The sequence below is a fragment of the Methyloversatilis sp. XJ19-13 genome, assembly GCF_024580155.1.
Taxonomy (GTDB): Bacteria; Pseudomonadota; Gammaproteobacteria; order Burkholderiales; family Rhodocyclaceae; genus Methyloversatilis.
Window position 1 is genome coordinate 237,118 of record NZ_JANINH010000004.1, and the last position, 13,780, is coordinate 250,897.

10 protein-coding genes and 2 pseudogenes are annotated in these 13,780 nt (G+C 66.2%); 6 read left to right on the forward strand and 6 right to left on the reverse strand.

The window, feature by feature from the left end:
* Together NMQ14_RS07555 and glpK are read right to left on the reverse strand one after the other, a co-directional pair.
* Positions 1–513 (reverse strand): hypothetical protein, encoded by a 513-nt coding sequence (locus NMQ14_RS07555; RefSeq protein ID WP_257094877.1) that lies wholly within the window; start codon positions 511–513, stop codon positions 1–3.
* A gap of 181 nt (positions 514–694) precedes the next feature.
* A complete protein-coding gene (gene glpK / locus NMQ14_RS07560) occupies positions 695–2,170 on the reverse strand; it encodes a glycerol kinase GlpK (RefSeq protein ID WP_257094879.1) in 1,476 nt (491 codons plus the stop codon).
* Between the two features lie 122 nt (positions 2,171–2,292).
* Between glpK and alaS the strand changes: the two are divergent.
* The 3 genes and pseudogenes from alaS to NMQ14_RS07575 form a co-directional block, all read left to right on the forward strand.
* Positions 2,293–4,176 (forward strand): annotated as a pseudogene (gene alaS, locus NMQ14_RS07565) (alanine--tRNA ligase); the annotation flags it as partial.
* Between the two features lie 153 nt (positions 4,177–4,329).
* A pseudogene (locus tag NMQ14_RS07570) lies at positions 4,330–5,406 on the forward strand (DHHA1 domain-containing protein); the annotation flags it as partial.
* Complete coding sequence (locus NMQ14_RS07575) at positions 5,406–5,702, forward strand: hypothetical protein (RefSeq protein WP_257094881.1); 297 nt, start codon at positions 5,406–5,408, stop codon at positions 5,700–5,702. The pseudogene NMQ14_RS07570 and the gene NMQ14_RS07575, both read left to right, overlap by 1 nt.
* Positions 5,703–5,736: 34 nt before the next feature.
* Here NMQ14_RS07575 and NMQ14_RS07580 read toward each other — a convergent pair whose 3' ends face one another.
* The 4 genes from NMQ14_RS07580 to NMQ14_RS07595 all read right to left on the reverse strand — a co-directional run bounded on the left by NMQ14_RS07580 (position 5,737) and on the right by NMQ14_RS07595 (position 10,046).
* The gene (locus tag NMQ14_RS07580) at positions 5,737–6,564 is read right to left on the reverse strand and encodes an HDOD domain-containing protein (RefSeq protein ID WP_257094883.1); all 828 of its coding nucleotides are present in this window, start codon (positions 6,562–6,564) and stop codon (positions 5,737–5,739) included.
* A 25-nt stretch (positions 6,565–6,589) separates the two neighbouring features.
* Entirely contained in the window at positions 6,590–7,828 is a 1,239-nt protein-coding gene (locus tag NMQ14_RS07585) for an EAL and HDOD domain-containing protein (RefSeq protein WP_257094885.1), read from the reverse strand.
* A gap of 141 nt (positions 7,829–7,969) precedes the next feature.
* Positions 7,970–9,346: a phosphomannomutase/phosphoglucomutase gene (locus NMQ14_RS07590; RefSeq protein ID WP_257094887.1), complete on the reverse strand. Its 1,377-nt coding sequence runs from the start codon at positions 9,344–9,346 to the stop codon at positions 7,970–7,972.
* 121 nt (positions 9,347–9,467) lie between these two features.
* On the reverse strand, positions 9,468–10,046 hold the full coding sequence (locus NMQ14_RS07595; RefSeq protein ID WP_257094889.1) for a TetR/AcrR family transcriptional regulator: 579 nt from the start codon (positions 10,044–10,046) through the stop codon (positions 9,468–9,470).
* A gap of 116 nt (positions 10,047–10,162) precedes the next feature.
* On the opposite strand from NMQ14_RS07595, the gene NMQ14_RS07600 reads away from it, so the two are divergent.
* The 3 genes from NMQ14_RS07600 (at position 10,163) to NMQ14_RS07610 (ending at position 13,753) form a co-directional block, all read left to right on the forward strand.
* Positions 10,163–10,915 carry an electron transfer flavoprotein subunit beta/FixA family protein gene (locus NMQ14_RS07600; protein ID WP_257094891.1) on the forward strand — a complete coding sequence of 251 codons (753 nt, stop codon included), beginning with the start codon at positions 10,163–10,165 and terminating at the stop codon, positions 10,913–10,915.
* A 12-nt stretch (positions 10,916–10,927) separates the two neighbouring features.
* The gene (locus NMQ14_RS07605; protein WP_257094893.1) at positions 10,928–11,863 is read left to right on the forward strand and encodes an electron transfer flavoprotein subunit alpha/FixB family protein; all 936 of its coding nucleotides are present in this window, start codon (positions 10,928–10,930) and stop codon (positions 11,861–11,863) included.
* A gap of 99 nt (positions 11,864–11,962) precedes the next feature.
* Complete coding sequence (locus NMQ14_RS07610) at positions 11,963–13,753, forward strand: acyl-CoA dehydrogenase (protein WP_257094894.1); 1,791 nt, start codon at positions 11,963–11,965, stop codon at positions 13,751–13,753.
* Positions 13,754–13,780: the final 27 nt, after the last annotated feature.

Here is a 13,780-nt window from a genome sequence, read left to right on the forward strand (position 1 = left end):
TCATTGCCTGGCGGCGGTGACTGCGGCGGCCCGCACGCGCAAGAGGTAGTCGTCGGCCGCCGGATCGGCCGCGGTGCCGCGCCCTTCGAACAGCGCGACGCCATAGTGGTAGCGCGTCAGGCTGTGGTAGCCGTCGCCATCGGCGCTTTCGGCGCCGCGCCGCAGCAGCTCCGTGGCGCGTGGCAGATCCTGCGGTACGCCGACGCCGGTTTCGAGTATCTGCGACAGCCAGATGATCGAGAAACCGTCGTTCCAGCGATCGATGCAGTCCTGGAAGATGCGGATCGCCGCGGCATGGTCGCCGGTCTTGTCGGCGGCGTAGCCGTACAGGCATTTGAAGCGCCGCGGGCTGTCGATCCACGCCTCGTAGCTCAGTTCGTTGCCCGAACCTTCTGCCGAGGCCGGGGCCGGAAGCGCGAGCAGGGCGGCGGCGCACATCGCGCCGGCAAGAATTCGTACGGTGTGGGTAGCGGCGCGCAGGGCGCTGCCGGCGCCGCAGGTGTGGATGCGCATGGAATGCTCCGTACTGTAGGGACGAACGTATGCTAGGCGAAGCCACGGAGGCCGGCACGCGGTGAAGCGGGCGCGGGCAGTGCCCGGCGTGCGGTCGTGGAAAATGCCTGCCTGGGTGACTGCTTGGGTGTCTGCCCGAGTGCATGCCACGGCGCTTTTCTTGCGGTGTTGCCGCATCCCCTCAGGCCGATGCGGCGTGCAGCAAGGTCGAGCGCAGCGCTGCCTGCCAGTGGTGGATCAGCGCGTCGGGCGCGGCATCGCTGCGCGGTTCGTGCCGCTGCGCGCCTTCGTCCGCCGGCTGCAGGGCGACGCCGGCGCCGCGGGCGGCGAGCAGGGCTGCGCCGAGCGCGGTGGTTTCGGCGGTGGGCGCCACGCGCACCGTGCTGCCCAGCAGGTCGGCCTGCATCTGCATCAGCAGCGCGTTGGCGGTGCCACCGCCATCGACCCGCAGTTCGCGCAGGCGCACGCCGGCGTCGGCTTCCATCGCCCGCATCACATCCAGCGTCTGCAGCGCGATGGATTCGAGCGCGGCGCGGGCGAGGTGAGCGCGCGTGGTGCCACGGGTCAGGCCGTAGATCGCTCCGCGCGCCTCGGCGCACCAGTGCGGCGCCCCCAAGCCGGTGAAGGCCGGCACGATGGTGACGCCGGCACTGTCCGGCACGCTGGCCGCCAGCGCCTCGATGTCGCCCGCGCGGGCGATCAGCCCCAGTCCGTCGCGCAGCCACTGCACCAGCGCGCCGGTCACGAACACGCTGCCTTCCAGCGCGTATTCGATGCGCGCCGACGTCTGCGCCGCACAGGTGGTCAGCAGACCGTGGCGCGACGTGATGGCCTGTTCGCCGGTATGCATGAGCATGAAACAGCCGGTGCCGTAGGTATTCTTGGCCAATCCCGGCGCCGTGCAGCCCTGCCCGTAAAGCGCCGCCTGCTGGTCGCCGGCGATGCCGGTGATCGGCAGCGCGCGGCCGAACAGCGCGGCCCCGGTTGCCGCCAGGGCGCCACTGGACGGCACCACACGCGGCAGCAGCGCACGCGGAATCGCGAACAGTTCGAGCAGGTCGTCGTCCCACTGGCCGGTGTGGATGTCCAGCAGCTGGGTGCGGCTGGCGTTGGTCAGGTCGGTGAGGTGCTCGCGCCCGCCGGTAAGCTGCCACACCAGCCAGCTGTCCATCGTGCCGCAGGCCAGTTCGCCGCGCTGCGCGCGTTCGCGGGCGCCCGGCAGATGGTCGAGCAGCCACGCGATCTTGCTGGCCGAGAAGTAGGGATCCAGCACCAGACCGGTCTTCGCGCGCACCGCGTCCTCGTGGCCGTCGGCCTTGAGGCGGGCGCAGAAGCTGGCGGTGCGCCGGTCCTGCCAGACGATGACCGGGCCCAGCGGCTCGCCGGTCGTGCGGTCCCAGAGCACGACGGTTTCGCGCTGATTGGTGATGCCGATTGCGGCGATGTCGGTCGGCGCAAGCGCGGCGCGCATCAGCGCCTCCTTCACGCAGTCGACCGTATCGGTCCAGATGCGCAGGGCGTCGTGCTCCACCCAGCCGGGCTGCGGGTAGTGCTGCGGCAGTTCGCGCTGCGCCATGGCAACGATGCCGCCCGCGGTGTCGAACAGCAGCGCGCGCGAGCTGGTCGTGCCCTGATCGAGTGCGAGAATGTGACGCATGCCTCCCCCTTGTCTGCCTGTCGATTCCGTGGCATCGCTGTCATCGGGCGCTGCGGGCGGAATGCTAGAATCCGCGGCTGTTTCGCGCAGTTTAGCGCTCTCCTGATTCCCCATTGCCGACCATGACCAGCGCCGACATCCGCTCCGCCTTCCTGAATTTCTTCGCGTCCAAGGGCCACCAGATCGTGGCGTCCAGTTCGCTCGTGCCGCACGAAGACCCGACGCTGCTGTTCACCAACGCCGGCATGAACCAGTTCAAGGACGTGTTCCTCGGCTTCGACAAGCGCAGCTACAACCGCGCGACCACGTCGCAGAAATGCGTACGCGCCGGCGGCAAGCACAACGACCTGGAAAACGTCGGCTATACCGCGCGCCACCACACCTTCTTCGAAATGCTGGGCAACTTCAGCTTCGGCGACTATTTCAAGCAGGACGCCATCGATTACGCGTGGGAACTGCTGACCGGAGTGTTCAAGCTGCCGGCGGACAAGCTGTGGGTCACGGTGTACGCCGAGGACGACGAAGCCTATGCGATCTGGCGCGACCGGATCGGCGTGCCGGTCGAGCGCATCGTACGCATCGGCGACAACAAGGGCGCGCGCTACGCGTCCGACAACTTCTGGATGATGGGCGACACCGGCCCGTGCGGCCCGTGCACGGAAATCTTCTACGACCACGGTGAAGACATTCCGGGCGGCCCGCCGGGGTCCCCCGATGAAGACGGCGACCGCTACATCGAAATCTGGAACAACGTGTTCATGCAGTACAACCGCGATGAAGCCGGCGTGCTGCATCCGCTGCCCAAGCCCAGTGTCGACACCGGCATGGGGCTGGAGCGCATCGCTGCCGTGCTGCAGCATGTGCACAGCAATTACGAAATCGACCTGTTCGTCGCTCTGATCGCCGCCGCCGCGCGCGAAACGCACACCGCCGATCTCGACAATCCGTCGTTGAAGGTGCTGGCCGACCACATCCGCGCCTGTTCCTTCCTGGTCGCCGATGGCGTCATCCCGGGCAACGAGGGGCGCGGCTACGTCCTTCGCCGCATCATCCGCCGCGCCATCCGTCACGGCTACAAGCTCGGCGCGCGCGCCGCGTTTTTCCACCGCATGGTGCCGGACCTGGTGGCGCAGATGGGCGGCGCGTATCCGGATCTGGCGGCGGCGCGGCAGAAGGTGATGGACGTGCTCCGGCAGGAGGAGGAGCGCTTCTTCGCCACTATTGAGAGTGGAATGTCGATCCTGGAACGCGAGTTGAATTGGAAGAAATTCGCCCGCGCATGGTTGCGTGAGCAATCAGGAACGAATTGGTCCGGAGGATTTTCGTCGTCGGAGTTAAAGCAGAATTTTGATGGTCATGTCAGTAAAGGTGATCAAGAAAATGTCTTGTTGATATTCGCGTCCTCAGAGGGCAATGAGCGAATTGATCACACCTTGACCCTAGCCGTCAGCGAACTGATCGATAAGAGGGAGAACGCCTTATTTTTCTCGATTTCGGGTCTGGTCGTCTTGCTGGTCGAGGACGATGACGAGCCGGGTATGCGTACAAGGCTCGCAGAGGTCGCCTATACGAATCGCGATAACTTTGACATAAAAATTGTTTCGGTCGAGTGGGGTGAATTGCGCCGCTACATGACATTGGGCGGCGACACTGCATTCTTGTTACACGACACGTATGGTTTTCCGTTGGATTTAACCGCTGATGTATGCCGGGAACGAGGCGTTGCCGTCGATACTGCTGGTTTCGATGCTGCGATGGCTCGTCAGAAGGAGCAGGCGCGCGCTGCGGGCAAGTTCAAGATGGCGAGCGCGCTGGAGTATGACGACACGGCGACCGTGTTCCGTGGATATGACACGCTTGCCGTCGACGATGCGCGGGTGGTGGCGCTCTACAAGGACGGAACGCCGGTCGCTTCATTGACCGAGGGCGAGCAGGGCGTTGTGGTGCTCGACCGGACGCCGTTCTACGCCGAATCCGGCGGCCAGGTCGGTGATCGCGGTGTGCTGCTTTCTCCCTCTCCCGCATCAGCGGGAGAGGGCCGGGGTGAGGGCGTTTTTTGAGCGGATCAAACGCGACCGGCCCTCACCCCCAACCCCTCTCCCGCTGATGCTGCCCTCACCCCCAACCCCTCTCCCGCTGATGCGGGAGAGGGGAGTGTCTGTTTCACCGTCGAGGACACGCTGAAGATACAGGCGGCGGTGTTTGGTCACCACGGCGTGGTCGGCACCGGCCGGCTGGCGGTCGGCGACACGGTCAGCGCGCGCGTCGATGCGCGCGCCCGCGCCGCCACCGCGCGCAACCACTCGGTCACGCACCTGATGCACAAGGCGTTGCGCGAGGTGCTGGGCGAGCATGTGGCGCAGAAGGGTTCGCTGGTCGATGCCGACAAGACGCGCTTCGACTTCGTGCATCACGCGCCGATGACCGACGACGAAATCGCCCGCGTCGAGCGCATCGTCAACACGGAAATCCTCGCCAATGCGGCGACGCGAGCGCGTGTGATGTCGATCGAGGACGCGCAGAAGACCGGCGCCATGATGCTGTTCGGCGAAAAGTATGGCGACGAGGTGCGCGTGCTCGACATCGGTTCATCGCGCGAACTGTGCGGTGGCACCCACGTGGCGCGCACCGGCGACATCGGGCTGTTCAAGATCACGGTCGAAGCCGGCGTCGCGGCAGGCGTGCGCCGGGTCGAAGCGATCACCGGCGAAAACGCGGTCGGGTTCGTGCAGGGACAGGACCGGCTGGTCGCACAGGCGGCTGCGGCCTTCAAGGCGCCGCCGACGGAACTGCCGGCCAAGATTGCGCAGACGCTGGATCACGTGCGCGCGCTCGAAAAGGAACTGGCCCGGCTGAAGAGCAAGCTGGCATCGAGCCAGGGCGACGATCTGGCCGCGCAGGCCGTGACCATCGGCACCGCAAAGGTGCTGGCGGCGGTGATGGAAGGCGCCGATGTACCGGCGCTGCGCGAAACGCTGGACAAGCTGCGCGACAAGCTCGGTTCGGCTGCCATCGTGCTGGCCGCGGTCAACGATGGCAAGGTGAGCCTGATCGCCGGCGTCACGCCGGATCTGACGGCGAAGGTGAAGGCCGGCGAACTGGTCAATTTCGTTGCGGCACAGGTTGGCGGCAAGGGCGGCGGCAAGGCCGACATGGCGCAGGCCGGCGGCACGCAGCCGGAAAATCTGCCGGCGGCGCTGTCCGGTGTCACCGCATGGGTGGAGGGCAGGCTGTGATGAAACAGGCGATGGTCATGCTGCTGGCGTTCGTCGCCGGCGGGCTGGTGCAGGCCGGCGAGGGCACGGTGATCGAGGCGACGACGGCAGCCGGCGAAAAGGTGCAGTTGCTCCCCGACGGACGCTGGAAGTTCATCGATCAGGTCAAACAGGCCGAAGCGAAGAAGATTGCCGATACCTACCCGGAAAATCACTTGCGACCCGAAGGCGCTCAGGGCGGCTGGTTCGGTACCCGCGTGCTGATGCCGGGCGACAAGGACTACAACCGCGGCACGCTGAATCCGAAGATGCGCTGACCCGGCACGCCGGCGTTGCGCTGGCCGCAGCGGGTCACAGCGCCAGTTCTGCTTCCGCCGCGTGTTCCGCGCAGTACTCAATGTCGGGCAGGATGGCCGTGCGGTCGAGGCCGCACAGGTCGGTGATGCTGCGGTTCAGGTGCTCGGCGATGTCTTCCGGCTTCACGTCTTCATCGATCTCCATCGCGATCTGGGCGGCCACATTGGTCAGCCGCGCGAGGCGCGTGGCGCTGTCGTGATGCGGCTGGCAGTAGTACTGCATGGCCAGGGCGACGTCATCCGGAAAGTTCCAGCGTGCTGCCAGCTCGGCGCCCACTTCGCAGTGGTTGGTATGCAGCTTCAGGTGTTCCACGGCCGCGCGCTCGCTGACGCTGAGTCCATGGCAATCGCGTGCAATCTCTTCGGCGATACGCGGAAAAGCGATGTGGATCATCAGCTGGCCCAGCCGGTGCATCAGGCCGGCGACATAGGCGTTGTCGGCGCTCTCGCCGGCGTGGCGCGCCAGCAGTGCGTTGGCGCTGGCGGTCATCAATGCGTGGCGCCAGAAGTCCTTCAGGTCAACACCCGGTACTTTCGGAAATGCGCTGCTGACCCCGGCCGAAATGACCAGCGTGCGCAGCACGCGCGTACCGACCAGGCGGACTGCATCGTCGATCGAGCCTACCGTGCGGCGGCTGCCGTAGAAGCCCGAATTGGCGATGCGCAGCACGCGCGCGCTGATGACCGGGTCGAGCCGGATGTCGGCAATCAGCGGCTGCAGGTCGGCATCTTCATGCTTGAGGGTGTCGATCATCTTCTGCACTACCCGCGGAATGACCGGGAGCTGGGCGGTGGCACTGAAGATGCGTTCCATTGCGTTCATGGAGTCTTCCTTTTGAGCATTCTGGTTATTGGCCTAGCGTTGCCGCCCAGCTCATGGATTCGGAGGTCGCGTTCGTGAAATCGCTCAGACCGAGCGCCGGCAATCGACTGAGCGTAAGCCCGAACTCGTGCAGCGCGTTGTCCTCCCAGTTGCGCATCAGTGTAAGCAGCGCGCCGAGGTTGCCCGAGCCATCATTCAGGGCATCCTGTATTGAGGAGGTCACCGTCAGGGTCTTCAGGATTTCGTCCATCCGCACGCCTAGCAGCGCCGGCAGCAGCGAAAGGATGCCGGTCAGAAAGGCGCACTCTGGGTCGCAATCACGGCTGTCGCACCTTTCCGCCAGCAGCTCCATGGTGCGGGCGCGGGTGGCCACCATGGCAAGCAGCGGGCCGCCGGCCTGCTCGCTGCCTTGCGGGCAGAACAGCAACAATTGCAGCCAGCGCTGCAGCTGCGTGCGCCCGAGCAGTGTGATGGCCTCGCGCGCGGACGAAATCTGGCGGCCGCCATTGCCGATCGAGTTCGAAACCCGCATCAGGTTCACCAGCAGTGCCGGCTCCTGCTTGATCAGCGGCTCCATCGCGACCGTTTCTGCGTCGCCCATCACGAGGCCAAGCAGTCGCAGCAGCGTCGTTTCACTCGATTTCAGCGCGCGTGTGCTCAGCACGCTGGGGCGGGCGAAAAAGTAACCCTGGAAATAGGCAAAGCCGAGTTCGTTGCAGCGCTGGGCCTGTTCGGCGCTATCGACCTTTTCGGCCAGAAGTTTCGCCTTGTAGGGTTTGAAACTGTTGACGATGCCCGGCAGCGTATCCGGATCGATGCCCAGCAGGTCGATCTTGACGAAGGATGCGATTTCGATGAGCGGCCGAAAGTCGTCTTCCAGGCTGAGTACGTCGTCGAGTGCCAGTCGGAAGCCCTTGGCCACCAGGTCGCGCGCGCGCTCGATGACCATTGGCGTCGGCGGGATCGTTTCCAGCAGTTCGATGACGATCTTGTCCGGCGGCAGCAATTCGATCGCTTCGGACATCAGCATTTCTTCGCTGACGTTGATGAAGCCGAAGGCGTTGCCGAGCGAGTTTTCCAGACCCAGTTCGTTGAACACCGTGGTGATCACGCGGGCGGTTGCACTCATGTCGCTGCTGAATTCCGCATGATCCATCTGGCCGGAGCGGAACAGCAGTTCGTAGGCGTACAAGGCGCCCTTCCTGTCGAGGATCGGCTGGCGCCCGACGAAGATGGAAGTGGAGGTGGTGTCGTGATTCGGCATGCACCGGTTTCGGCATGCCGGACTCAAGATTGAGGGTCTTGAGCTCTTATTTTGCACACGACACGAAATGTGTCACCGGTTGCATCCGGTTGCAGCACCGTCGACCGATCCGCAGGACCGGCCGACGGTGCTGCAACCGACTCAGAACGGCAGCTTCAGATCCGGCCGTGCGCGCAGCAACACGCCCCGGAAATCGGCCTGGATGCGGGCCAGCGCGGCGTCGGTGTCGGCTTCGAAGCGCAGCACGACGACCGGCGTGGTGTTCGAGGCGCGCATCAGGCCGAAACCGTCGGCGTACTCGACGCGCAGGCCGTCGATCTTGATGATTTCGCGCGCGCCGTCGAACACCGCCGACTGCTGCATCTCGGCGATCAGCGCATGCGGCTCGCCCTCGTTCATCTTGAGGTTGAGCTCGGGCGTCGAAATCGCGGTCGGCAGTGCCTTCAGCACGGCGTTGCCGTCGGGCGAGGCGGACAGGATTTCCAGCAGTCGGGCGGCCGCGTACAGGCCGTCGTCGAAGCCGAACCAGCGTTCCTTGAAGAACATGTGGCCGCTCATTTCGCCGGCCAGCGCGGCGCCGCTCTGCTTGAGCTTGGCCTTGATCAGCGCGTGGCCGGTGTTCCACATGATTGGCTCGCCGCCGTGTTCGCGCACCCAGGGTGCGAGCAGACGCGTGCATTTCACGTCATAAACGATCTGCGCGCCGGGCTGGCGCGACAGCACGTCGGCGGCGAACAGCATCAGCTGACGATCGGGGTAGATGATTTCGCCGTCGCGCGTGACCACGCCCAGACGGTCGCCGTCGCCGTCGAAGGCGAGACCGATTTCGGCGTCACCCGCGGCCAGCACACGGATCAGGTCTTCCAGGTTTTCCGGCTTTGAAGGATCCGGATGGTGGTTCGGGAAGTGGCCATCGACCTCGCAGAACAGCGGCGTCACCTGGCAGCCCAGGGCTTCGAACAGCTTCGGGCCGATGTCACCGGCTACGCCGTTGCCGCAGTCGATGACGATCTTCATTGGCCGCTTGAGCTTCACGTCGGACGTCACGCGGGCGATGTAGGCATCGCGCACGTCGGCATGGCGGGTGGTGCCCACGCCATGCACCAGATCGTTTTCGATGATGCGCCGGCGCAGGTCCTGGATCATGTCGCCATACAGCGTCTGGCCGCCGAGCACCATTTTCAGCCCGTTGTAGTCGGGCGGGTTGTGACTGCCGGTCACGCTGACCGCGCTGTCGGTGCCCAGATCGAAGGCGGCAAAGTACGAGAGCGGTGTGGGCACGCAGCCGATGTCCAGCACGTCGACGCCGGCGGCATTGATGCCGGCGGCCAGTGCGCCCGCCAGTTCGGGCCCGGACAGCCGGCCGTCACGGCCGACCGCGATGGTGCGCTGGCCGCGCTTGACGGCTTCGGAGCCAAGCGCGTGGCCGATTGCGCGAACCGCCTCCGCGGTCAGCGTCTTGTCGACGATGCCGCGGATGTCGTAGGCCTTGAAGATTTCGGGTGCGGGGAAGGACATCTGTTTTCCTTTCTGTGGATTCGGGCGGCACGGTTCAACAGGTGCCATGCGGCAGCGCGGGATTATCCGTCGCCAGCCATGACAGTGGCGCGAATCAGTGCGCACTTCGGTGCGCAAACACTCATCCGCCGGTGATCAGGCGTGTGATGAAGGCGCGCGAGGCGGCAGGACGCAGCGCCTCGCGTTCGCCGTCCATCATGCCGAGGCCGAACACGTATGCGTACAGCAGCAGGCTGCGGCTGGCGGCTTCGTCGACGCCGTGGCCGGCGGCGACGAACAGCGCGGCGGCGCAGTCGAGTCGCACCGCATCGACGGCGTCGATCACGGTCTGAGCCGCTGCGTCGTGGCGCGCCCAGTCCCTGATCGCCAGTTCCACGCGCATGCCGCGCTGGTTGCGGGCCAGACTGTAGGTGTCGATCACGTGGTGAAGTTGCGCGATCTCGTGACCGGGCGCACATTGCGTGCGCTGCGTGATGTCGTCGATGCGGCCGGCCCGCCAATGCTCGAGCAGGGCGTCGAGCAGCGCGCGCCGGTCCTTGAAGTGCCAGTAGAAGCTGCCCTTGGTCAGCCCGAGCTGACGCGCGAGGCTTTCGACCTTGACGCCGTCGACGCCGCTGTCCGCCAGGGTCTGGGTGGCTGCGTGAAGCCAGGTGTCGCGGTCTGTCTGCGGCCGCGGCACGAGCGTTTCGGATTCCGGCATGAGGCTATTCCGCATTCGGGTATTGACCATGGATTCAGGCATACGGTAGCGTATGGCACTGGACATACGCATCCGTATGGACGTGGCAGCACCTATCGGCGCAGGAGGCGCGAACGATGAAAGCACTGGTTCCGGTCAAGCGGGTGATCGATTACAACGTGAAGATCCGCGTGGCGGCCGACGGCAGCGGCGTGGAAACCGCCAATGTGAAGATGTCGATGAATCCGTTCGACGAAATCGCGGTGGAAGAGGCGGTGCGGCTGCGCGAGGCCGGCACGGTGAGCGAGGTGGTTGTCGTGTCCTGCGGGACTTCGGCTTGCCAGGACACCTTGCGTGCCGCGATGGCGATCGGCGCCGACCGCGCCATCCTGGTCGGTACCGAGGTCGAACTGCAGCCGCTCGCGGTGGCCAAGCTGCTCGCCGCGGTGGCGAAGCGCGAAGCGCCGCAGTTGATCGTCTGCGGCAAGCAGGCCATCGACGACGATGCGAACCAGACCGGGCAGATGCTGGCCGCGCTGCTCGGCTGGGGACAGGCGACCTTCGCGTCGAAGGTGCGGTTGGCGGACGGTCGCGCCGTGGTGACGCGCGAGATCGATGGCGGGCTGGAGACGGTCAGCGTTGCGCTGCCGGCGCTGATCAGCACCGATCTGCGCCTGAACGAGCCGCGCTACGCCAGCCTGCCCAACATCATGAAGGCGAAGAAGAAGCCGCTCGACACGCTGTCGCCCGACGAACTCGGCGTGGACGTGACGCCGCGCCTGACGACGCTGCGCGTTGCCGAACCGCCGAAGCGGCAGGCCGGCGTGAAGGTGGCCGACGTCGCCGAACTGGTCGCGAAGCTTCGCAACGAAGCCAAAGTGCTGCGCTGAGGAACCCCTGACATGAACATTCTGGTCATTGCCGAACACGACAACGCCGCGCTGCGCCCGGCGACGCTGAACACGATTGCCGCCGCCTCGAAGATCGGCGGCGACATCACCGTACTGGTCGCCGGCCACGGCTGCGCCGGTGCGGCGAGCGCAGCGGCGGCGGTCGCCGGCGTTGCGAAGGTGCTGAACACCGACGCGCCGCACTTCGAACACGTACTGGCGGAAGACGTCGCCGCGCTCGTGCTGTCGCTGGCTGCCGGCTACACCCACCTGCTGGCGCCGGCCAGCAGCTTCGGCAAAAACTTCATGCCACGCGTCGCCGCGCTGCTCGACGTCGCGCAGGTGTCGGACATCGTCGCGGTGGAGTCGGCCGACACCTTCGTGCGCCCGATCTACGCCGGCAATGCGCTGGCCACGGTGCACAGCCGCGACGCGATCAAGGTCATCACGGTGCGCGCGACCGCGTTCGACCCGGCGCAGGCTGCCGGCGGCAGCGCTGCGATCGAAGCCATCCAGCCACCGGCGGCGACCGGGCTGGCCACTTTCGTGTCGCAGGAACTGTCGCAGTCGGCGCGCCCCGAACTGGGCTCGGCACGGGTCGTCGTGTCCGGCGGACGCGGGCTGGGCAGTGCCGAGGCTTACCACAGCGTGCTCGAACCGCTGGCCGACAAGCTCGGTGCCGCGCTCGGCGCCAGCCGCGCCGCGGTCGATTCGGGCTACGCGCCGAACGATTCCCAGGTCGGTCAGACCGGCAAGATCGTCGCACCCGATCTTTATATTGCAGTCGGTCTTTCGGGTGCCATCCAGCATCTGGCCGGCATGAAGGAATCGAAAGTCATCGTCGCCATCAACAAGGACGCCGACGCACCGATCTTCCAGGTCGCCGACTACGGCCTGGTCGGCGACCTGTTCGAACTGGTCCCCAAGCTGGTTGCGGAGCTGGGGTAGCCGGAGCTGGGAGCAGGTGGGAAGTCGCAGGTAAGTCTTTCGCCGCCGCGTTCGGCGGCACGGCATCAACGGGCCGCCAGAGCCCCGGAGGAGTGAGCCATGAGTGAATACATTGCCCCGCTGCGCGACATGCGTTTCGCGCTGGAACTGGCCGGGCTGGCCGAAGTGGTGGCGCTGCCCGGGCTGGAGGATTCGAGCCCGGACGTGGTCGATGCCGTGCTCGACGAGGCCGCGCGCTTCACCTCCGAAGTGCTGTCGCCGCTGAACTGGATCGGCGATCGCGCCGGCGCCACGCTGGGCGCCGATGGCCGTGTGACGCTGCCGGAGGGCTTCAGCGACGCCTACCGGCAGTACGCGGAGAACGGGTGGAACGGCATGGGCTGCGACCCGGCACATGGCGGAGCGGGCATGCCGCATGTGGTGGTCGCGATGATCCAGGAAATGGTGATGGGCGCGAACATGGCATTTTCGCTGTGCCCGCTGCTGACCGCTGGCGCCATTGAAGCGCTGTCGCTGTGTGGTTCGGATGAACAGAAGCACCTGTACCTGGACAGGATGGTGAGCGGCGAATGGACCGGCACCATGAACCTGACCGAGCCGCAGGCCGGCTCCGACCTCGCCGCCGTGCGCACCCGCGCCGAGCCGCAGGCAGACGGCAGCTGGCGTGTGTTCGGCCAGAAGATCTACATCACCTTCGGCGAGCACGAACTGGCCGACAACATCGTGCATCTGGTGCTGGCACGTACGCCGGGCGCACCCGAGGGCATGAAGGGTATTTCGCTGTTCATCGTGCCCAAGTTCGTTCCGGACGCCGACGGAAGGCCGGGCGCGCGCAACGACGTGCGCTGCGTGTCGCTGGAACACAAGCTGGGCATCCATGCCAGTCCGACCTGTGTCATGGCCTACGGCGACGACGGTGGCGCGATCGGCTGGCTGTGCGGCGAGGAGAATCGCGGCATCGAGTACATGTTCATCATGATGAATGCCGCGCGTTACGCGGTCGGCCTGCAGGGCATCGCGGTCGCCGAGCGCGCGCTGCAGCGCGCGATGGACTACGCGCGCGAGCGGGTGCAGGGTAGCGAAGCGGGCATGAAGTCGGGCGAGCGCGTCGCCATCATCCGCCACCCGGATGTGCGCCGCATGCTCATGCTGATGAAGTCGCAGGTCGAGGCGATGCGCGCGCTGGCCGCCGTGACGGCGGCGTCGCTGGACCGCGCCGAACATGACCCCGACCAGGAGGCGCGTTCGCGCGCACAGGGTTTCGTCGAACTGATGATTCCGCTGGTCAAGGGCTGGAGCACCGAAACCGCCAACGACATCGCTTCACTGGGCGTGCAGGTGCATGGCGGCATGGGCTACGTCGAGGAAACCGGTGCGGCGCAGTACCTGCGCGACGCACGCATCACCACGATCTACGAAGGCACGACGGCCATCCAGGGCAACGATCTGGTTGGCCGCAAGATCGCGCGTGACGGCGGTGCCGCCGCGCGCGCAGTGATCGCCGACATGCATGCGCAGTGCGCTGCGCTTGAGGCGACCGGTGATGCGGCTCTGGTCGTGATCGCCGCCGGCCTGCGCGACGCGGCGCAGGCACTGGAGCGCGGCGTGGACTTCGTGGTCGGACATTTCCGCAGCGATGTGCGTGCCGTGCTGGCCGGGGCGGTGCCGCTGCTCGGCCTGTTCGGTCGCGCCGCCGGCGGCTGGCAGATGGCGCGTGCGGCGCTGCTGTCGCACCGTCACCTGGCCGGCGGCAGCACCGACGCAGGCTTCCATCGCGCCAAGATCGCCAGCGCCCGTTTCTACGCCGACCATGTGCTGAGCCAGTGTGCCGGACTGGCGCATGTCGTGTGTCAGGGGGCGGCCGCGACGCTGGACGAGTCGCTCGACTGACACAGCCACCTTCTGGCGCGCGCTCGC